The organism is Aureimonas glaciei (genome assembly GCF_014643375.1).
GTDB classification, from domain to species: Bacteria; Pseudomonadota; Alphaproteobacteria; order Rhizobiales; family Rhizobiaceae; genus Plantimonas; species Plantimonas glaciei.
The window spans coordinates 157,225-176,391 of sequence record NZ_BMJJ01000007.1; the positions used below are offsets into that span (position 1 = coordinate 157,225).

At 67.2% G+C, this 19,167-nt stretch carries 23 protein-coding genes; 10 read left to right on the forward strand and 13 right to left on the reverse strand.

The window, feature by feature from the left end; genetic code table 11:
* Positions 1-31: 31 nt before the first annotated feature.
* The 4 genes from IEX88_RS15240 to aat all read left to right on the forward strand — a co-directional run bounded on the left by IEX88_RS15240 (position 32) and on the right by aat (position 3,549).
* Positions 32-787, forward strand: a complete 756-nt coding sequence (locus tag IEX88_RS15240) for a DsbA family protein (RefSeq protein ID WP_188852185.1) — start codon at positions 32-34, stop codon at positions 785-787.
* Positions 788-1,035: 248 nt separating this feature from the next.
* A complete protein-coding gene (gene accB / locus IEX88_RS15245) occupies positions 1,036-1,509 on the forward strand; it encodes an acetyl-CoA carboxylase biotin carboxyl carrier protein (protein WP_188852187.1) in 474 nt (157 codons plus the stop codon).
* A gap of 14 nt (positions 1,510-1,523) precedes the next feature.
* Entirely contained in the window at positions 1,524-2,873 is a 1,350-nt protein-coding gene (gene accC / locus IEX88_RS15250; protein WP_188852189.1) for an acetyl-CoA carboxylase biotin carboxylase subunit, read from the forward strand.
* A gap of 7 nt (positions 2,874-2,880) precedes the next feature.
* On the forward strand, positions 2,881-3,549 hold the full coding sequence (gene aat, locus IEX88_RS15255) for a leucyl/phenylalanyl-tRNA--protein transferase (RefSeq protein ID WP_244640216.1): 669 nt from the start codon (positions 2,881-2,883) through the stop codon (positions 3,547-3,549).
* Here aat and IEX88_RS15260 read toward each other — a convergent pair.
* From IEX88_RS15260 to gatB, 5 genes are all read right to left on the reverse strand, one after another.
* Complete coding sequence (locus IEX88_RS15260) at positions 3,489-3,953, reverse strand: DUF2155 domain-containing protein (protein ID WP_188852464.1); 465 nt, start codon at positions 3,951-3,953, stop codon at positions 3,489-3,491. The genes aat and IEX88_RS15260 overlap by 61 nt on opposite strands.
* A gap of 160 nt (positions 3,954-4,113) precedes the next feature.
* Entirely contained in the window at positions 4,114-4,494 is a 381-nt protein-coding gene (locus IEX88_RS15265) for an NADH:ubiquinone oxidoreductase subunit NDUFA12 (protein ID WP_188852193.1), read from the reverse strand.
* A gap of 103 nt (positions 4,495-4,597) precedes the next feature.
* Positions 4,598-5,164 (reverse strand): methyltransferase family protein, encoded by a 567-nt coding sequence (locus IEX88_RS15270; RefSeq protein WP_188852195.1) that lies wholly within the window; start codon positions 5,162-5,164, stop codon positions 4,598-4,600.
* 91 nt (positions 5,165-5,255) lie between these two features.
* A complete protein-coding gene (locus tag IEX88_RS15275; RefSeq protein ID WP_188852197.1) occupies positions 5,256-5,756 on the reverse strand; it encodes a GNAT family N-acetyltransferase in 501 nt (166 codons plus the stop codon).
* Complete coding sequence (gene gatB, locus IEX88_RS15280) at positions 5,753-7,255, reverse strand: Asp-tRNA(Asn)/Glu-tRNA(Gln) amidotransferase subunit GatB (RefSeq protein ID WP_188852198.1); 1,503 nt, start codon at positions 7,253-7,255, stop codon at positions 5,753-5,755. Before gatB ends, IEX88_RS15275 begins: the two co-directional genes overlap by 4 nt.
* 155 nt (positions 7,256-7,410) lie before the next feature.
* On the opposite strand from gatB, the gene IEX88_RS15285 reads away from it, so the two are divergent.
* Positions 7,411-7,986 carry a Uma2 family endonuclease gene (locus IEX88_RS15285; protein ID WP_188852200.1) on the forward strand — a complete coding sequence of 192 codons (576 nt, stop codon included), beginning with the start codon at positions 7,411-7,413 and terminating at the stop codon, positions 7,984-7,986.
* A gap of 19 nt (positions 7,987-8,005) precedes the next feature.
* Here the strand turns inward: IEX88_RS15285 and IEX88_RS15290 are convergent, their stop codons facing one another.
* The 5 genes from IEX88_RS15290 to IEX88_RS15310 form a co-directional block, all read right to left on the reverse strand.
* Positions 8,006-8,269 (reverse strand): chorismate mutase, encoded by a 264-nt coding sequence (locus IEX88_RS15290; protein WP_188852203.1) that lies wholly within the window; start codon positions 8,267-8,269, stop codon positions 8,006-8,008.
* Positions 8,270-8,407: 138 nt separating this feature from the next.
* The gene (gene gatA, locus IEX88_RS15295; RefSeq protein ID WP_188852205.1) at positions 8,408-9,889 is read right to left on the reverse strand and encodes an Asp-tRNA(Asn)/Glu-tRNA(Gln) amidotransferase subunit GatA; all 1,482 of its coding nucleotides are present in this window, start codon (positions 9,887-9,889) and stop codon (positions 8,408-8,410) included.
* An 81-nt stretch (positions 9,890-9,970) separates the two neighbouring features.
* A complete protein-coding gene (locus IEX88_RS15300) occupies positions 9,971-10,459 on the reverse strand; it encodes a GNAT family N-acetyltransferase (protein WP_188852207.1) in 489 nt (162 codons plus the stop codon).
* Between the two features lie 22 nt (positions 10,460-10,481).
* Entirely contained in the window at positions 10,482-10,769 is a 288-nt protein-coding gene (gene gatC, locus IEX88_RS15305) for an Asp-tRNA(Asn)/Glu-tRNA(Gln) amidotransferase subunit GatC (RefSeq protein WP_188852209.1), read from the reverse strand.
* A gap of 130 nt (positions 10,770-10,899) precedes the next feature.
* On the reverse strand, positions 10,900-11,601 hold the full coding sequence (locus tag IEX88_RS15310; RefSeq protein ID WP_188852211.1) for a metal-dependent hydrolase: 702 nt from the start codon (positions 11,599-11,601) through the stop codon (positions 10,900-10,902).
* Between the two features lie 153 nt (positions 11,602-11,754).
* Between IEX88_RS15310 and ruvX the strand changes: the two genes are divergently transcribed.
* Positions 11,755-12,237 carry a Holliday junction resolvase RuvX gene (gene ruvX, locus IEX88_RS15315; protein ID WP_188852213.1) on the forward strand — a complete coding sequence of 161 codons (483 nt, stop codon included), beginning with the start codon at positions 11,755-11,757 and terminating at the stop codon, positions 12,235-12,237.
* Here the strand turns inward: ruvX and IEX88_RS15320 are convergent.
* The 3 genes from IEX88_RS15320 to IEX88_RS15330 all read right to left on the reverse strand — a co-directional run bounded on the left by IEX88_RS15320 (position 12,179) and on the right by IEX88_RS15330 (position 14,767).
* The gene (locus IEX88_RS15320) at positions 12,179-12,517 is read right to left on the reverse strand and encodes a DUF6105 family protein (RefSeq protein WP_188852215.1); all 339 of its coding nucleotides are present in this window, start codon (positions 12,515-12,517) and stop codon (positions 12,179-12,181) included. The two genes, ruvX and IEX88_RS15320, sit on opposite strands and share 59 nt — an antisense overlap.
* Complete coding sequence (locus IEX88_RS15325) at positions 12,514-13,026, reverse strand: hypothetical protein (RefSeq protein ID WP_188852217.1); 513 nt, start codon at positions 13,024-13,026, stop codon at positions 12,514-12,516. Before IEX88_RS15325 ends, IEX88_RS15320 begins: the two co-directional genes overlap by 4 nt.
* A gap of 94 nt (positions 13,027-13,120) precedes the next feature.
* Positions 13,121-14,767, reverse strand: coding sequence for an acyl-CoA dehydrogenase family protein (locus IEX88_RS15330; protein WP_188852218.1), 1,647 nt, complete (start codon positions 14,765-14,767; stop codon positions 13,121-13,123).
* A 118-nt stretch (positions 14,768-14,885) separates the two neighbouring features.
* On the opposite strand from IEX88_RS15330, the gene IEX88_RS15335 reads away from it, so the two are divergent.
* The 4 genes from IEX88_RS15335 to dprA are packed head-to-tail and all read left to right on the forward strand — an operon-like array spanning position 14,886 to position 18,890.
* Positions 14,886-15,839: an aspartate carbamoyltransferase catalytic subunit gene (locus IEX88_RS15335; protein WP_188852220.1), complete on the forward strand. Its 954-nt coding sequence runs from the start codon at positions 14,886-14,888 to the stop codon at positions 15,837-15,839.
* On the forward strand, positions 15,836-17,140 hold the full coding sequence (locus IEX88_RS15340; protein ID WP_188852222.1) for a dihydroorotase: 1,305 nt from the start codon (positions 15,836-15,838) through the stop codon (positions 17,138-17,140). Before IEX88_RS15335 ends, IEX88_RS15340 begins: the two co-directional genes overlap by 4 nt.
* A gap of 8 nt (positions 17,141-17,148) precedes the next feature.
* The gene (gene plsY, locus IEX88_RS15345) at positions 17,149-17,754 is read left to right on the forward strand and encodes a glycerol-3-phosphate 1-O-acyltransferase PlsY (protein WP_188852224.1); all 606 of its coding nucleotides are present in this window, start codon (positions 17,149-17,151) and stop codon (positions 17,752-17,754) included.
* Positions 17,751-18,890, forward strand: coding sequence for a DNA-processing protein DprA (gene dprA / locus IEX88_RS15350; RefSeq protein ID WP_188852226.1), 1,140 nt, complete (start codon positions 17,751-17,753; stop codon positions 18,888-18,890). The genes plsY and dprA overlap by 4 nt, the downstream gene beginning before the upstream one ends.
* Positions 18,891-19,167: the final 277 nt, after the last annotated feature.

A 19,167-nucleotide genomic window follows, 5' to 3' on the forward strand; every position in this document is an offset into this window, starting at 1 on the left:
CCGCCGTCGCGATCGACAAAGGAACGCCCTTTTGACCAGAAAGTCCCTCCTCGCCGCTGCATCCCTCGTTTTGGCGCTGACCGCGAGCGCGCCGGCCCTCGCCCTCACCGACGGCGAGAAGACGGAGATCGAGACCGTCGTGCGCGACTATCTCATCCGCAATCCCGAGGTGCTGCTGGAGGCGATGGATGCGCTGGAGGCCAAGCGCCAGGCGCAGGCGGTGGGCGAGCAGAAGGAGGCGATCGCGCAGGCGGGCCCCAATCTCTTCGCGACACCGGAGGGGACGGTCATCGGCAATCCGGAAGGCGACGTCACCGTCGTCGAGTTCTTCGACTACAATTGCGGCTACTGCAAACGGGCGCTTACCGACATGCAGGCGCTGATCGAAGCCGATCCGCAGCTGCGCTTCGTCCTGAAGGAAATCCCGGTTCTCGGGCCGCCCTCGGTCGAGGCCAGCCATGTCAGCCTCGCCTTCCGGCATCTGGCACCGACGCGCTATGGCGAATTCCATGCCCGCCTGCTGGGCTCGAAGGGTACCGCCAACGAGGACAGCGCCCTCACCCTCGCCGAGGAGCTCGGCGTTGACGAGGCGGCCATGCGGGCGGCGATGAAACTGCCGGAAGTCGAGGCCGCCCTGCAGGAGGACACGCGCATCGCCGAGCTCCTGAAGATCACCGGAACGCCCTCCTATGTCCTGGCGAACGAGGTGGTTCCCGGGGCCATCGGCAAGGAAGGGCTGGCGGAAAAGATCGCCAATGTCCGCAGCTGCGGCCAGACTCGCTGTTGAGCGCCGACCCCTTCGGCAATGTTTCGGCTTTTCGTCGCGCCCGGGGCGGTCTATACACGCCCGATCCTGCCGTTGTCCGCGTGTTGACGCGTCGACATCGGCTCCCATCATGAGTTTTGTCATCGTAGGCTGGTAGCGATCTCAAAAAGGCACGGCCGGGACAGGCGCATCCTCGATGCGGTCCGGCCAGTGCCCGTGGGTGCGCCCGCAGCTCCCGGGCAGTCCGGTTGAAGGTTCAAAGGTAAAGCATGTCCACCAAAGACAACATCATCGATCGCAGCCTCGTCCGCGAGCTCGCCGACATCCTGAACGATACGGATCTGACCGAGATCGAGGTAGAGCAGGGAACGCTGCGCGTCCGCGTCTGCCGCCAGAAGGATTTCGGCGGCTACCCCGCCCAGATGCAGATGGCGCCCTATCCGCAGCAGGCGGGCTATGCGCCGGAGATGGCGCCGGCGCCGGCCGTCGCGGTCGCCAGCGGGCCCGAGATCGGCAGCGTCCCCTCGCCGATGGTCGGAACCGTCTATCTGGCGTCGGGTCCGGACGCCAAGCCCTTCGTCGAGATCGGCCAGACGGTCGTGGAGGGCGAGACCCTCCTGATCATCGAGGCGATGAAGACCATGAACCAGATCCCGGCGCCGCGCGCCGGCAAGATCAAGAAGATCCTCGTCGACAATGCCCAACCGGTCGAGTACGGCGAACCCCTCGTCGTCATCGGCTGAGGCGGGGAGCCAAGATGTTCAAGAAGATCCTGATCGCCAATCGTGGCGAGATCGCCCTGCGCGTGCTGCGTGCCTGCAAGGAACTCGGCATCCAGACGGTGGCCGTACACTCGACCGCCGATAATGCCGCCATGCATGTGCGGCTGGCGGACGAGAGCGTCTGCATCGGCCCGCCGCCGTCGCGCGACAGCTATCTCAACATTCCCCAGATCCTGGCCGCCTGCGAGATCACCGGTGCCGACGCCGTGCATCCCGGCTACGGCTTCCTGTCGGAAAACTCGCGCTTTGCCGACATCCTCGACGCGCACAAGATCACCTTCATCGGCCCGACCGCCGACCATATCCGCATCATGGGCGATAAGATCGAGGCCAAGCGCACCGCCAAGCGTCTCGGCATCCCGGTCGTTCCCGGCTCCGCCGGCGCCGTGACGGACGATGGCGAGGCGGCCAAGATCGCCAAGGAGATCGGCTTTCCCGTCATCATCAAGGCCTCCTCCGGCGGCGGCGGTCGCGGCATGAAGGTGGCGCGCACCGCAGATGAACTGTCGCTGGCGCTGTCGACGGCGCGCTCCGAAGCGGGCGCCGCTTTCGGCGACGATGCGGTCTACATCGAAAAATATCTCGAGAAGCCCCGGCATATCGAGGTTCAGGTGTTCGGCGACGGGGCCGGCAACGCCATCCATCTCGGCGAGCGCGACTGCTCGCTGCAGCGCCGCCACCAGAAGGTCTGGGAAGAGGCCCGCTCGCCCGCCCTCGACGACGAACAGCGCAACCGCATCGGCACGATCTGCGCCGAGGCGATGGCGAAGCTCTCCTACCGCGGCGCCGGCACGATCGAGTTCCTGTACGAGAACGGCGAGTTCTACTTCATCGAGATGAACACGCGGCTGCAGGTCGAGCATCCCGTCACCGAGGCGATCACCGGCCTCGACCTCGTGCACGAGCAGATCCGCGTCGCCGCCGGCCTCGGCCTGTCGCTGAAGCAGTCGGAAGTGGTCTTTTCAGGCCATGCCATCGAGTGCCGGATCAATGCCGAGGACCCGCGCACCTTCGCCCCCTCGCCCGGCACGATCAGCCACTACCACACCCCCGGCGGCCTCGGCGTCCGCGTCGATTCGGGCATCTACCAGGGCTATGCGATCCCGCCCTTCTACGACAGCCTGATCGGCAAGCTGATCGTTTCCGGCCGCACCCGGCAGGAATGCATGATGCGGCTGCGCCGGGCGCTGGACGAGATCGTCGTCGACGGCGTCAAGACGACCTTGCCGCTGTTCCGCGATCTCGTCGACAATGCCGACATCGCCGCCGGCGACTACGACATCCACTGGCTGGAGAAATATCTGGCCGGGCAGCAGCCGGGCTGAAGCGGCCGTGGCGAACCGGCGCGACCAGCGATTCGAGATCACGCCGGGAATCCTCCTGAAGGCCTATGCCTGCGGCATCTTCCCGATGGCCGAGAGCGCCGACGATCCGGGCATGTTCTGGATCGACCCGGAAGAGCGCGGCATCATCCCGCTCGACGGCTTTCACGTGTCGCGCAGCCTCCGGAAGACGATCCGTCGCGGCACGTTCGAGATGCGCTGTGACAGCGCCTTTCCGGCCGTGCTCGACGCCTGCGCGGAGCCCGCGCCGGACAGGCCGAACACCTGGATCAACGCCGAAATCCGAAATCTCTATCTGCAGCTCTTCCGCGACGGCCACGCCCATTCGGTCGAGGCGTGGCGGGACGACCAGCTTGTCGGCGGGCTCTACGGCGTCAGCCTCGGCGGCGCGTTCTTCGGGGAGAGCATGTTCTCGCGCCAGACCGATGCTTCGAAGGTATCGCTGGCGTTCCTGGTGGATCGCCTGCGCCGCGGCGGCTACAGGCTTCTGGACGCCCAGTTCATCACCGACCATCTGGCGCAGTTCGGGGCCGTCGAGATCTCGCGGGCGGAGTACCAGGCCCGCCTGGAAGAGGCGATCGCCGTTCCCGCGACCTTCTATCCCGCCGGTGGCGGAACGGCCGAATCGCTTTTGCAGCCGGTCAGCCACACGTCATAGACCGGATGCTCGGCGGCGTTCAGCCCCGGGGAATCGGCGAACATCCAGCCGGTGAAGATCCGGCGGATCTCCCGATCCAGCGTGATCTCGTCGACCTCGATGAAGCCGTCGGTCTGCGGCGGAACACTCGGCGGGCTGGTGTAACAGACGCGCGGCGTGACCTGCAGGGCGCCAAACTGCACGGTTTCGTCGATATAGACGTCGAAGGACGTGATCCGGCCGGTGATCTTGTCGAGACCGGAGAACTCGGCGACCTTGTTCTTGACCCGCTCGATATCGGCTGGGGGCGTGGCCAGCGCGCCGTCTGGCGCCGGCAGCTCGAGCGGCGGCAAAGACGGCTCCTGCGCATGGGCTGCCAGCGTCGGTGCGGAGGCTGCAAGCAAGGCGGCCAGGAGAAATTTCATCGATCGTTCCCTGCGGCGGACGCGTCCTTGCCGGTGGTGGCCGGCGCAGCCGACCAAAGTGTGACGGATCCGAAGAAAGGGCCGCACGAAGGCCAAAACAGGCCAGCAGAGACGCGGCGCCATAAAGCCCCGCGGGCCTCCAGGCACCCCGTTCAGGCGGTCAGGGCACCCAGGCGTCGTAATCGCCGGTCACGCGCGGCCGCTCTGCAGGGCTCAGCAGCGAGCCCTTCGGCCGGTAGGCCAGAGGCGTGCCGGTATGATTCACCTGGTGCGGTTTCTGCCAGCTGCGCGGGGCATAGCTTTCGCCTGCGGGCGCGACGTCGACGCGATGGTGCATCCAGCCATGCCAGCCCGGGCCGATCGCCGATGCGTCGGCGGGGCCGTTGTAGATGACCCAGCGGCGCGAGCCGTCGGCGTTCTGGTAGTAGACGTTGCCGCGCTCGTCCTCGCCGACCTTCTTGCCGAAGCGCCAGGTGTGGAACCGCGTGCCCATGGTCTGGCCCTGCCACCAGGTGAAGATTTCGAGGAGAGTCTGCTTCATTGCCGCGATCCGCCTTTGTCCGACGGCTTTATGGGGCCGCCGACGCCGATTGTCCACCCGCCCACGGCAGCCCGGCCGCACCTGGCCGGATTTTGTGAAAGCGTCAGAAATAACGTGGGACGGCCGCCGCATAGCGTTGATAGCGCTCGCCGAACCGTTGCCGGAGGGCCGCCTCCTCCGGGCGCACGACGAGGAGATGCAGCGCCAGGAAATAGCCCGGCAGCAGCGCCAGCGCCCACAGGCTTCCCGCCGCCACCGCGACGCCGAGAAAGAGCAGCAGCATGCCGAGGTAGATCGGATTGCGGGTCGCGCCGAACAGGCCCTCGTCGACCAGGACGTCGGCGACCCGGGCTGCGTCCTGCGTAGTGGCATGGCGCTGAAGCGTCCGTCCGGCGGACCGCATGAAGCCTTCGGCCGTCGCCGCCAGGGCGACGCCCGTGGCCAGCCAGAACCAGAGAGGGGTCAGGGCGCGGGATGTCGGCAACCACCATTCCAGGCAGGCCGCCACCAGCGCGCTCCAGACGAACAGCCAGGACGGCGAAACATGCATGGACGGACGGCGAGCCGCGCTCACGGCCTCGCGCTTGGCCTGGCGGAGGCGCATCACCACGCCATGCGCGGCGATCAGCGCAGCGCTCGCGACGAGAATAAGGGCACTGAAATTGTCCAAGGAGCACCCGCGAAAAGTCCGGCCGAGATTATCTAGCCAAAACTGCTCACTGAGTGCGTTAATGTTTCATTCATGGTTAACGGCTTGCCGTTCAGGCGATCGGCCGCTCGTAGATCGCCACCGGCAGAACATCGCCCCCGGACAGCTCCGTCTCGGTGTGCCCGGTCAGCATGAAACCGGCCCGGCGCCAGAACGCGACCGCCGCGACATTGGCCTCCTCGACTTCGGCGCGCAGGCTGCTGGCGGTGGGGAAACAGTCGACGATCTCGGCGAGGAGATCACGGCCGATGCCGCGCCGCTGATGGGCCGGATCGACGTAGAGCTGGTGCACCACGACGACACGCCCCTCGGCCGAGGTTGCGGCGAAGGCCATAGCGACGATGTCATTGCCGTCGTCAGCGACGAGAAATTCCGAGGTCGGCCGGGTGAGACGGGGCCGCAGCGCTGCGACGCCGTGCCAGGAGCGGGTAATCTCGTCGACTTTTCCCGGGCCGTAGATCGGATCGTAGGTCGCGTGCCAGGTCTTGCCGAGCAGCGCGCTGACGGCGGCGAGATCCTTCTCGCCGGCCGTGCGGATGAAGACGGCGCTCATTCCAGTCCCAGCCGGTTCTTGACGAGCTGGTTGACGACCGCGGGGCTCGCCTTGCCGCCCATGGCGCGCATGGCCTGGCCGACGAACCAGCCGGCCAGCGTCGGCTTGAGCTTGGCCTGCTCGACCTTGTCGGGATTGGCGGCGATGATGGCGTCGACCGCCGCCTCGATGGCGCCGGTGTCGGTCACCTGCTTCATGCCGCGCGATTCGACGATTTCGGCCGGATCGCCGCCTTCAGCGAAGACGATCTCGAACAGGTCCTTGGCGATCTTGCCGGAGATCGTCTCCGCCCGGATCAGGTCGAGGATGGCGCCGAGCTGGGCGGCGGAAACCGGAGTCTGATCAATCGCTTTGCCGGCCTTGTTCAAAGCGCCGAGCAAGTCGTTGATGACCCAGTTCGCCGCCTGCTTGGCGTCGCGCCCGGCAGCGACGGCCTCGTAATAGTCGGCGATCGCCTTTTCCGAGACGAGAATCGAGGCGTCGTAGAGCGACAGGCCGAGATCCCGGACGAAGCGCGCGCGCTTGTCGTCGGGCAGTTCCGTCAGATCCGCCGCGAGCGCGTCGACATAGGCCTGGTCGAACTCCAGCGGCAGAAGGTCGGGATCGGGGAAATAGCGGTAGTCGTGCGCGTCCTCCTTGGAGCGCATCGAACGGGTCTCGCCCTTAGCCGGATCGTAGAGGCGCGTCTCCTGGTCGATCGTGCCGCCGTCCTCGATGATCTCAATCTGCCGGCGCGCCTCCGCCTCGATCGCCTGGCCGACGAAGCGGATGGAGTTGACGTTCTTGATCTCGCAGCGCGTGCCGAAAGCACCGCCCGGGCGGCGCACCGAGACGTTGACGTCGGCGCGCATCGAGCCCTCGTCCATGTTGCCGTCGCATGTGCCGAGATAGCGCAGGATCGTCCGGAGCTTGGTGAGATAGGCGCGGGCCTCGTCGGCCGAGCGCATGTCGGGCTTCGACACGATCTCCATCAGCGCGACGCCGCAACGGTTGAGGTCGACATAGGACATGGTCGCATGCTGGTCGTGCATCGACTTGCCAGCATCCTGTTCCAGATGCAGCCGCTCGACGCCGATTTCGACCTCGTCGAATTCGCCCTTGTTGTTCGGCCCGACCGAGACCTGGACGACGCCCTCGCCGACGATCGGATCCTTGAACTGCGAGATCTGGTAGCCCTGCGGCAGGTCGGGATAGAAGTAGTTCTTCCGGTCGAACACCGAGCGGTGGTTGATCTTCGCCTTCAGGCCGAGCCCGGTGCGGATCGCCTGGCGCACGCATTCCTCGTTGATGACAGGCAGCATGCCCGGCATGGCCGCGTCGACGAGGCTGACATTGGCGTTCGGCTCGGAGCCGAAGGTGGTCGACGCCCCCGAAAACAGCTTGGCGTTGGACAGGACCTGCGCGTGGACCTCCAGACCGACGATGATCTCCCAGTCGCCGGTGGCCCCAGTGATGAACTTCTTCGGATCAGGAATGCGGGTGTCGACGAGTTCGGTCATATCCGTGTCTTTCGCGGGGGTCGGCAAGGCTTGGGCAAGGGCTAGAGCAAAGGCGCCGGGGGTTCAAGGTTCAGCTTCGGCTGTGCGGGATTCGGCTGTTTTCGAGACTGGGCAAGCGCGCTACAATCGTCGGGGAGATTGCGACGGAGCTATCCATGAATGTTCAGTCCAGAGGCATCGACGAGGCCCAAAAGATGTCGATCGAAGGTTTCTTTCGCTGGGCGGATGGTCTCGACGCCCGATACGAGCTGGTCGATGGAGTTCCGCGCTTGCAACCATGGGTCAGACGAAGCCACTCGCTCATCGCCGGCAACATAGCCTTTGCCCTGCAGACGCAACTGGACCGGAGCCGGTATGCGGTTCATCAGGGCGACTTTGCCATTTCGACAGGCCCGAACAGCATTCGATATGCCGACGTCCTCGTCGAACCCCGTGGTGCTTCCCTGGACGAGAGAACGGCCGACGCAGCCATCCTGTTGGTCGAAATTCTATCGCCCAGCACGATGCACGTGGATTTCGGGCCCAAGGCCCAAGAGTATCTCGCGCTCCCTGGCCTCGATACGTATCTGATCGTGGACGCGGATAGGCGTCGGGTATGGAAATGGAGCCGTGATGCAGAAGGCGACTGGCCGGACGATCCTCTCTGCATGGAAGACGACAACTCGGAGGTCATCCTCAACGCAGTCGGCGCGCGGTTGAGCTTTCAGGATATCTATAGGGATGTGAGATAGGCGACGCTTCCGCCTTCGCTCAGACCCCCAGTCTCTCCTCCTCGGCAATGGCGGCATCGACCAGCCGGCGCCAGAACGCGCCGTAAAGTGCCGGATCGAGACCATGCGCCGCGGCTTGCGCCTCGGCGTTGCCGACGACCTCGTCGACCCGCTCAGGCACATTCGCGGGAATGCCCGCGCCGCGCTTCAACTCTGCGGCGCGGTGGATGTAGCGCATGCGTTCGGCAAATCGTGCGAAAATCTCGGCGTCGAGCGCGTCGATCTGCGTGCGCAGATCCGCCATGGACTGGCAATCGGCGGGAGCAAGACGGGTCATGTCGATCCTCAATTGTCGGCTAGGATGCGCGTCGCCTTGGCCGGCAAGGCGACGGCTGCTTCGCGCAAACGTCGTTGTCGACCGGCGCGTCGGGGCCGATGCCCCTCACCACCATTTCGCCGGCGTGAACCGCCCGGCGGCCTTTTCGATCACCGAGGCCGTCGCGAACAGCGTCTCCTCGTCGAAGGGACGGCCGATGAGCTGCAGGCCGAGCGGCGTGCCCTCCCCGGTGAGGCCCGCGGGGACGGCGATGCCGGGCAGGCCGGCCATGTTCACGGTGACGGTGAAGATGTCGTTGAGGTACATCTTTACCGGATCGGCGGCCATGTCCTCGTCGCCGATGCCGAAGGCGGCAGACGGCGTCGCCGGCGTCAGCAGCGCGTCGATGCCGTCGGCATAGACCATCTCGAAGTCCCGCTTGATCAGCGTCCGGACCTTCTGCGCCTGGATGTAGTAGGCGTCGTAATAGCCGGCCGAGAGGACGTAGGTGCCGATCATGATGCGGCGCTTGACCTCGCGGCCGAAGCCGGCGGCGCGTGTGTTCTCGTACATGTCGGTGATGTCGCGGCCGTTCTCGCGCAGGCCGTAGCGCACGCCGTCATAGCGCGCGAGGTTGGACGAGGCCTCGGCCGGGGCGACGATGTAGTAGGCCGGCAGCGCATACTTTGTGTGCGGCAGCGACACGTCGACGATCTCGGCGCCGGCCTCGCGCAGCCATTCGACGCCCTTCTGCCAGACCGCGTCGAGTTCCTCAGGCATGCCGTCCACCCGGTACTCGCGCGGGATGCCGATCTTCAGGCCCTTCACCGAGCGGCCGACGGCCGCCTCGTAGTCCGGCACCGGCCGATCGACGGAGGTGGTGTCCTTATCGTCGACCGAGGCCATGGATTTCAGGAGGATGGCCGCGTCACGCACGTCGCGGGCGATGGGGCCGGCTTGGTCGAGCGAGGAGGCGAAGGCGACGGTGCCCCAGCGCGAGCAGCGGCCATAGGTCGGCTTGATGCCGACCGTGCCGGTGAAGGCGGCGGGCTGGCGGATCGAGCCGCCGGTGTCGGTCGCCGTGGCGCCGGCGCACAGATGCGCCGCGACCGCCGCGGCCGAGCCGCCGGACGAGCCGCCCGGTACGAGGTCGAGGTTGGAGCCCTTACGGCGCCAGGGATTGATCACCGGGCCGTAATAGGAGGTCTCGTTCGACGAGCCCATGGCGAACTCGTCCATGTTGAGCTTGCCGAGCATGACCGCGCCGTCGGCCCAGAGATTGGCGGTGACGGTCGATTCGTACATCGGCTCGAAGCCGTCAAGGATGTGGCTGGCAGCCTGGGTGTGCACGCCTTCGGTGGCGAAGAGGTCCTTGATGCCGAGCGGGATGCCCTCGAGCGCGCCGGCCTCGCCCTTGGCGATGCGCGCATCGGAGGCGGCGGCCATCGCCCGCGCCTTGTCCGCCGTGACGGTGATGTAGGCGTTCAACTGGCCGTTGGCCTGCTCGATGGCGCCGAGATAGGCCTCGGTCAGCTCCGCGGCGCTGGCCGACTTTGCCGCGAGGGCCGTCCGGGCTTCGGCGATGGTGAGGGCGGTCAGATCGGTCATGTCGGTCCGTTTCGTCGGATTCTGAAAGGCCGCTCGGGTTGCGCAGCGATGCGCGCCATGGCGGATGTCGGTGCGGCGGGACTACCGCGTTTGTGGCACGCTCGATGGCGCTGGAGCCAGTTGCTTGCCGTAGAAGACCGTGAAGGGGCTTTCGCGGTAGTCGCCGAACGCGCCACGGCGTTGAAATCCCGCGCGCTCGTACACCCGCCATGCCGCGTGAAAATTGTGGCCGGTTTCGAGCATCAGCGTATCGATGCCCTCGGCAAGCGCCCTCTCCTCGATCGCGGAGAGGATGCGACCGCCAAGGCCCGCCCCTTGCAGCGCCGGCCTCACAAACATGCGTTTGACTTCGCCGGAGTGCGCATCGATCCGGCGCAGCGCGCCGCAGCCGACAACCTCGCCGTCGCGGCGGGCGATGAAGACGGTGGTCTCCGGCCCTGCCATCTGCTCGACCGTCATGTGGTGGCAGTACTCCGCCGGCGTCAGCGCCAGGAGGGTGGCGTTCAGCTCGGCGATCAGGTCGCGAATATCCGGCTGCAACGGCGATTCGGGCGCGATGGTGATCGACACGGGAAAGCTCCTCGGCGCGAACCTATTCCAGGACCTTGGGAACCATGAAGAAATGCGCGTCGTGGGCGGGCGCGTTGGCGACGATGTCGGCGGCCTTGGCACCGTCGGTGACGACGTCCTGGCGCTTCTTCATCGCCATCGGGATCACCGACGTCATTGGCTCGATGCCCGTCACGTCGACCTCGCCGAGCTGTTCGACGAAGCCGAGAATGGTGTTGAGCTCGCCCTTCATCGCTTCGACGTCGTCGTCGGAGACGGCGATCCGGGCGAGACGCGCGACGCGTCGGACGGTGGCATTGTCGACGGACATGGCAATTCCGGATCTGGTCGAGACAAGGGAGCGCGGCCGCGCCATGCCCCGGGGGCGCGGCGGACCGCGCCCCGATATAGCGAGGCGGCAGGACAGTGGCAACAATGCCGGCTGCCCCGCCACGATCGGGTCAGAGGTCGAAGGCGATGCCCATCTCCGGGATCTTGACCTTGCCGCTGTCACCTTCCATCGCCTCGACGAATTTCGCGGGCGTGGCATCGAGCATCGGGAAGGTGCCGTAGTGGATGGGGATGATGGTATCGAAGGCGAAGTAGCGGCGGCACGACAAAGCGGCGACGGCGGCGCCCATGGTGAAGCGGTCGCCGATCGGCACCAGGCCGACCTTGGGGTGATGCAGTTCCTCGATCAGCGCCATGTCGCCGAAGATGTCGGTGTCGCCCATGTGATAGACGGTGGGGCCGTCGGTGAAGTGGAAGACGAGGCCGTTCGGCATGCCGAGATAGGAGACGCTGCCATCCTCCCCGATCCGGCCGGACGAGTGGAAGGCCTGCGTCAGCGTGACGGAAAAATCGGCGAACTTCAGCGTGCCGCCGGTATTGGCCGGCTCGACATTCTGGACGCCCTGCGCCGCCAGCCACATCGTCAGCTCGAAATTGCCGACGACCTTGGCGCCGCTCATGCGGGCCAGTTCCACCGTGTCGCCGACATGATCCTCGTGGCCGTGGGTCAGCACGATGTGCGTCAGACCGCGCCCGGCGGTGGCCAGATCCCCGGTGAAATGCTGATTGCCGTTCAAAAAGGGGTCGATGAGGATGACGGACGTGCCCGTTTCGATGCGGAACGCCGAGTGACCGAAATAGGTGATCTTCATGGAAACGATGTCCTTGGCTGACGGGAAGGCTCGCGAGGGGCTATGACCCGGCGCGTCTTCGCGCCTATGTGAGCCGACGGCGGGCCGGGTCAAGCCGCGTCGTCAGGGATACAGGGTTTTCGGACCGCGGCATCCGCGGCAGGGAGAAGCGCGATGGCGATTGTGGACATCACCGAACTCAGGGCGCTCGTCCCAGCCGGCAGCATCGTCGCGGGTCTCGATCTCGGGACCAAGACGATCGGCATCGCCGTCTCTGATCTCGGCCTGCGGCTGGCGACGCCCCGAAAACTCATCCGGCGCAGCAAGTTCGCCGCCGATGCCGAAGCGCTGCTGGCGATCCTTTCGGCAGAGCGCTGCGGCGCCATCGTCATCGGCATGCCGCTGAACATGGACGGATCGGAAGGGCCGCGGGCGCAGTCGACGCGCGCCTTCATCCGCAACTATCTCCGGCTCGATTCCCGCCCGATCGTGTTCTGGGACGAGCGGCTGTCGACGGTGGCCGCCGAGCGCTCGATGATCGAGGCCGACGTCTCGCGCAAGAAGCGCGCTGACCGAATCGATTCGGCGGCGGCTGCCTTCATTCTGCAGGGTGCGCTCGACCGGCTCTCTTCCATTCGGTCCGCCGAAGCCAGCTGAGGCCGCGCGTCCGGGCGTCTGCGCACCAGACCAGCAGTCGTCGCCGCCGCCGGAAGGCGAGAATGCCGAGGACCAAGAGACCGTCGAGCGCGAAAGCTTCGGCGAAAAGCCGGGGAACACGCGTAGGCTCGACGCCGAGGGTCCAGCCGTAGACTGCCATGATCGCATCGTGGAAATCGCGCGAGAGGACGAACAGGCCGAGGCTGGCATCGTGCAGTGACACGACGAACCAGAGCCAGAAGGCCGCCGTCGCGCCCAGCCAGAGGAAAACGAGCTTCACCGGCCCGCCCGCTCGTTATACGGGGGCGTATAGAGCCGCGTCTGGCGCACCATCGCCTCGGTCACCGCTGCGAGGCCGGCATCGAAGGACTCCCAGTCGCCCTCCTCCTCCTCCTCGTCGACCGTGATCGCCCGGTCGACGAGGACTGCGAGCACCGAGGCCAGCACCATGAAGACCGTGGTCGTGGCCGATGCGGGCGGGCCGGCAGGTCCGGCCCCGAGCAGGAGAAACAGGCCGGACAGTGCGAGCGCGCCGAGGCTCACACCTTCGGCGATCGCGACGGCACGGGCACCTTGCGTAACGTGCAGCAGGAAGAGCGCGGCGCCGAAGAGCCCAGCCATCGCGAGAAAGCCTGTGGCGGCGATTTCGGCCGCGATGAAGGCGGGCAGTGTCTCGGCTGCCCCGCCGTCACGCGCGACTGCAAAGGCCCCGGCGGCAAGCGTGCCGGCCGACACGGCGCAGTAGCCGAGCCACGCCGCCAGCGTCACGGTCGTCAACAGACGCTGCATCACCAGCTCCCATGCTTAACAAAGCGTTCACGCCAATCTGGACCGGTGATGCCCGGTTAGCAATCGCTACGTTCCGTTAAGCTTAATTGCGGGGTCAGCGGATCGGTGGATAGAGCGCGTCGAGGATACCGCGGGCGTCGCAGCGCAGGTCCAGCATGCCGTAGCTGTGGCGCCAGACGCCGCCAAGGCGGGTTTCGATGAAGGCGTCGGCGACGGTTTCGAGCCCCAGGCGGCCGAGCTCTGCCGCCGCACCCGCCATCGCCAGCTGTTCGGTGAGGAGCCGGGCGGCGCCATCGTCGGCCGCGGCCATGGTCAGTGCCGCCCTGAGGACATCGACCGTCCGGTCGGCGGCGGCGCCGAGATCGCCGGCAATGGAATCGATGGCCGATTCGAAAGCTTCGGGCGACCGCTTGAGGACGCGCACGACGTCGAGCGCTATGACGTTGCCGGACCCTTCCCAGATGGCGTTGACCGGGGCCTCGCGGTAGGCGCGGGCGAGCCGGCCCTCCTCGACATAGCCATTGCCGCCGAGGCACTCCATCGCCTCGTAGACAAGGGCGGGTGCGAGCTTGCAGACCCAGTATTTCGTCGCCGGCGTCATCACCCGCGCCCAGGCCGATGCGGCCGCGTCCGCGCCGGCCCGGTCGAAGCTGCGGGCGAGGCGCAGCGCCAGAGCGCTGGCGGCGGCGACGTCCAGCGCCATGTCGGTGAGAACCCGTACCATCTGCGGCTGATCGATCAGGGGGCGGCCAAAGACATGGCGCTCGCGGCAGTGATGCACCGCCTCGCCGAGCGCGCCGCGCATCAGCCCGGCCGAGGCGACCGCGCAGTCGAGCCGGGTCAGCGTCACCATTTCCAGGATGGTACGCACGCCCCGCCCCGCTTCGCCGATCATCTCGGCGCTGGCGCCCTGCAGCTCGATCTCGGACGAGGCGTTCGAGCGGTTGCCGAGCTTGTCCTTCAGCCGCTGCAGATGAATGCCGTTCAGCGCGCCGTCGTCGAGGCGGCGCGGCACGAGGAAGCAGGTCGGCCCCTCGCCGGTCTGCGCCAGCATCAGGAAGGCGTCGGACATCGGCGCCGAGAGGAACCATTTGTGCCCTTCGAGACGCCAGCCGCCTTCGCCATCCGGTTCGGCGCGCGTCGTGTTGGCGCGCACATCCGTGCCGCCCTGCTTTTCCGTCATGCCCATGCCGAGCGTCACGCCCGACTTCAGGCGCGGCGGTCGCGCCGACAGGTCATAGCTGCGGCTGGCGATCTGCGGCAGCCAGGCCGCCCCGACGGCCGGCGTCGTCGCCAGGGCCGCGACCGAGGCATTGGTCATGGTCAGCGGGCAGAGATGGCCGCACTCGAACCCGGCCGTCAGGTGGAACCGGATGGCCCGCGTCTCGTGCCGCACGTCCGCCTCTTCGGCGGGTCCGGCAAAGGAGGAGCCGGCAAGACCCGCGGCGACCGAGCGGCGCATCAGGGCGTGATAGGCAGGATGATAGTCGACCTGGTCGATGCGCCGGCCCTTCTCGTCGAAGCGCCGGAGTTTCGGCACTTCGGTGTTGGCGAGCCGGGCGAGATCCTGTGCCTCCGCCGAGCCCGCAAAGTGTCCCATCCGCGCGAAATCCTCGCGCAGCCCTGGCGGCAGGGCCTCCGCCACCAGGCGCAACAGGGGATCGTGGCCGAAGGCGTTGAAGCCGGAATAGTCCGACGACTGGTTCGGCACTTCGACATGCGCATGGCGACGCTCTGACATTCTCTGCTCCCTTGCCGGCTTCGCTCCCTGCCGGCCTCATCTTTTTCTGGGGGAAGGCGGTGCCCGGCCCGCGCGAGCTTGCCGGCCCGGCCGCTTTCTCCTATACGCCCGCTTTAACATGAACGCGCCCGACAACCCCCCGGTCTTTCCGCATCGCCACCTGCTTGGGATGGCGAACCTGTTGCCGCACGAGATCGAGCAGTTGCTGGATCTCGCCGAAGCGGAGGTCGAGGTCAGCCGGCGCCGCGACAAGAAGAAGAGCGTCCTCAAGGGACGCACGCAGATCAACCTCTTCTTCGAAGCCTCGACCCGCACCCAGGCCTCTTTCGAGTTGGCCGGCAAGCGGCTCGGCGCCGACGTCATGAACATGTCGGTCGCCAATTCCTCGGTGAAGAAGGGCGAGACCCTCCTCGATACGGCGATGACGCTGAACGCCATGCGGCCGGACGTGCTGATCGTGCGCCATCACGCCGCCGGCGCCGTGGCGCTTCTGGCGCAGAAGGTCGGCTGCTCCGTCATCAATGCCGGCGACGGCGCGCACGAGCACCCGACGCAGGCCCTTCTCGACGCGCTGACCATCCGCCGCCACAAGGGCCGCATCGCCCGGCTGACGGTGGCGATCTGCGGCGACGTTCTGCACAGCCGCGTCGCGCGCTCGAACATCCTTCTCCTCAACGCGCTGGGAGCCCGCGTGCGCGTCGTCGCGCCCTCGACGCTGCTGCCCGCGGGCATCAGACAAATGGGCGTCGAGGTGTTCCGCGACATGCGCGAGGGGCTGAAGGACGCCGACGTGGTGATGATGCTGCGGCTGCAGCGTGAGCGCATGGCCGGCTCCTTCGTGCCGTCGGTGCGCGAATATTTCCATTATTTCGGGCTCGACGCCGAAAAGCTCTCCCATGCCAGGCCCGATGCCCTCGTGATGCATCCCGGCCCGATGAACCGGGGCGTCGAGATCTCGTCCGAGGTCGCCGACGGGCCGCAGAGCGTCATCGAGGAGCAGGTCGAGATGGGCGTCGCGGTGCGCATGGCGGTGATCCAGGCGCTGCTGCCGGGTCTCGGGAGCAACCTATGACGCGCCCGCTGGTCCTCGAAGGCATCCGCATCGTCGATCCCGACCGCGGCATCGACACGACGGGGACGATCATCGTCATCAACGGCGAGATCGCCGCGTCCGGTGCCGATGCGCTCGGCCAGGGGCATCCCGAGGGCGCCGAGGTCGTTGACGGACGCCGGCTCACTGCCCTGCCCGGCCTGATCGATGCGCGCGTCTTCATCGGCGAGCCGGGCGGCGAGCACCGCGAGACGATCCGCTCGGCGAGCCGCGCCGCGGCGGCCGGCGGCGTCACCTCGATCCTGACCATGCCGGACACCGATCCGGTGGTGGACCACGTCGCGCTGGCCGAATTCGTCATGCGCACGGCGCGCGAGACCGCCGACATCAACGTCTTTCCCGCCGCGGCGCTGACGCGCGGCCTGCTCGGCCAGGAGATGACCGAGATCGGGCTTCTCGGCGCCGCCGGCGTCCGGGCCTTCACGGAAGGGCGCAAGACCATCGCCAACCCGGCGCTGCTGCGCCGGATCATGACCTATGCCCGCGATTTCGACGCGCTCGTCATGCACGAGACGCAGGATGCCGACCTCACCGGCTCGGGCGTGATGACGGAAGGGCTGCTCGCCTCCTGGCTCGGCCTGCCCGGCGTGCCGCGCGAGGCCGAGGTGATTCCGCTGGAGCGCGACCTGCGCCTGGCCGAACTCACGGGCTGCCGCTATCACGCCGCCAAGATCTCGGTCGCGTCCTCGGCCGATGCGATCCGCCGGGCGAAGCAGCGCAGCCTGGCCGTCACCGCCGGCGTCTCGATCAACCATCTCTCGCTGAACGAGAACGACATCGGCGAGTACCGCACCTATTTCCGCCTGTCGCCGCCGCTGCGCAGCGAGGACGACCGCGTCGCCATGGTCGAGGCGGTCGCCGACGGGACCATCGACATCATCGTCTCCTCGCACGATCCGCACGACGAGGACGGCAAGCGCCATCCCTTCGCCGAGGCCGAAGTCGGTGCCATCGGGCTGGAGACGCTGCTGGCGGCAGCGCTGCGCCTGCACCATTCCGGCGACTTGTCGCTCCTGCGCGTCGTCGAGACGCTGACTTCGGCACCGTCGAAGCTCTTGAAGCTCGACCGCGGCACGCTGCGGCCCGGCCGGCCGGCGGACATCGCGATCGTCGATCTCGATGCGGCCTTCATCTACGGCAAGGCGGAAATCCGCTCGCAGTCGAAGAATACCGCCTTCGAGAACGCGCGCTTCCAGGGCCGGGTCTTGCGCACCGTCGTGGCAGGCCGCACGGTGTTTGCGCGGGACGGCGGGGGGAGCTGACGATCGGCATGCTGGAAGACCATGGCAGCTGGGTGGCCATTTCGGGACTGTTCGTCCTCGGCTATTTCTCCGGCACGATCCCTTTCGGCCTCCTGCTCACGCGGCTTTTCGGCCTCGGCGATCTGCGCAGCATCGGCTCGGGCAATATCGGCGCGACGAACGCGCTGCGCACCGGCAACAAGCTTCTCGCGGCCCTGACGCTCGTCGGCGACGTGCTGAAGGGGACCGTCCCGGTGCTCATCGGCTGGCAGTTCGGCGAGTTGCCCGCCGCCGCGGCCGGCCTCGGCGCTTTTCTCGGACACCTCTTCCCGGTCTGGCTGGGTTTCAAGGGCGGCAAGGGCGTCGCCACCTATATCGGCATCCTTCTCGGCTTCGCGCCGATCGGTGTTGCGGTCTTCGCCGTCGTCTGGCTGGGTATGGCGGCGATCTTTCGCTATTCCTCGCTGGCCGCACTGGCCGCGACGCTCGTCGTGCCCATCGCCTATCTCGCGCTCGGCAACCAGCCGGCGGCGCTGCTGACGGGGCTTTTGACGCTGATCGTCTACGTCAAGCACCGCCCGAACATCGAGCGCCTGCTCAAGGGAACGGAAGGCAAGATCGGAGCCAAGGGTTGAACCCGCCGGATGCCCCACCCCCGGGCATCCGGCTCGGCCCCGAGCAGCGCCTCGCCTGGCTCCGCCTCATCCGCAGCGAGAATGTCGGGCCGGTGACCTTCCGCGCCCTGATCAATCGCTTCGGCAGCGCGCAGGAAGCGCTGGAGGCCCTGCCCGCACTGGCACGCCAGGGCGGCTCGACACGGGCCGTCCGCGTCGTCGGTCTCGAGGCGGCCGAAGCGGAAATGGGGCTGGCCGAGCGCCTCGGGGCCCGCTTCGTCTGCCTCGGAGAGCCCGACTATCCCGCTATCCTGCGCGCGGCCGATGCGCCGCCGCCGGTCCTGGCCATCATGGGCGACGCCGCCGTGCTCAACCGGCCGACGGTCGCCATTGTCGGCGCCCGCAACGCCTCGCTCGCCGGCATCAAGTTCGCCCGCCACATCGCCGCCGAGCTCGGCCGCGCCGGCTTCGTCGTGGTCTCGGGCGTCGCGCGCGGGATCGACGCGGCGGCGCACGAGGCGAGCCTTGACAGCGGCACGATCGGCGTCTTCGCCGGGGGGCTGGATCGCCCCTACCCCCGGGAGAATCGCCCGCTGATGCGACGCATCGTCGACTCCGGCAGTTGCCTCGTCTCGGAAATGCCGTTCGGCTGGGAACCGCGCGCCATCGATTTCCCCCGCCGCAACCGGGTCGTTGCGGGCCTCGCCCTCGGCCTCCTCGTCGTCGAGGCGGCTTCGCGCTCGGGCTCGCTGATCAGCGCCCGGCTGGCCGCCGAGATGGGGCGGCTGGTTTTCGCGGTGCCCGGCTCGCCGCTCGATCCCCGGGCGGGCGGCACCAATCAGCTGCTGAAGGAAGGCAGCCTTCTGGTGACGGAGGCGTCCGACATCATCGATGTGCTCCGGCCCATGGACGGGCGGCTCGGACTGCGGGCCGGGCACGATATCGAGGAGGGGGAGGAGGAGATGATGGGCGCGGCGCCGACCGACAGCGAAAGACAGCGCATCATCGAGGCGCTCGGCCCGACGCCCGTCGCCGTCGACGATCTGATCGAACACACCGGCGCTTCGCCGGGCACGGTACATCTGACGCTGCTCGAACTCGATCTTGCCGGACGGCTGGAACGGCATTCAGGGGGACGCGTGTCGCTCCTCGCCTGAGATCATGATTTCGTTGCGGCGAAGTTTCTCTGCGGCCTCCTCACGGGCCAGGTCGATCAGGTAGACGAGAAAGGGTCCTCCCTCGGCGCCGGCCACCACCGCAAGCTGCCCCAACATGTCACGCACGTATCTCAGATTGTGGCAATCTCCGCGCGGTATGTGTGGCATGGGTTCCGACTCTGTGGGTTCGATCGGATGCGGCGACGTCGACGGCAGGTCCTCCGCCCCCTCGCCACAGGAGAGCATGATAATATATATGCCTCTCCTGGTTGCAATA